Annotated in this window: 1 protein-coding gene; it reads right to left on the reverse strand. The window is 40.1% G+C overall.

The annotated features are described in order from the left end of the window. Positions 1 to 98: 98 nt before the first annotated feature. A partial coding sequence (locus tag B2906_RS09985; protein ID WP_286939052.1) for a hypothetical protein occupies positions 99 to 279 on the reverse strand: 181 nt, incomplete at its 5' end.

A 279-nucleotide genomic window follows, 5' to 3' on the forward strand; every position in this document is an offset into this window, starting at 1 on the left:
CGGCTATTTAATTGTCCGCTCCTACGGAGCTTTTGCTGCGGATATGAATGAATGTATATCTGCCGTAGGCATATCTTGATGATATCTTTTTATCTATTTCACCGCAGGCGTATTTTTAAGCTCCTCGGATCCACGACAGGAGTCGGGAGTAATTCCGAAGTCTTATCGTAGGATTTGTAATCCGAAAAAAACTTTAGGAGTTTGCCATAAAATAGGACATAAACATAATTTATGTCGACTTGCGAACTCAAAAAATCCCTTGGAGGGTTGATAAAGGGT

The sequence above is a fragment of the Algoriphagus sp. UBA3586 genome (genome assembly GCF_002376385.1).
Lineage (GTDB): Bacteria > Bacteroidota > Bacteroidia > Cytophagales > Cyclobacteriaceae > Algoriphagus > Algoriphagus ornithinivorans.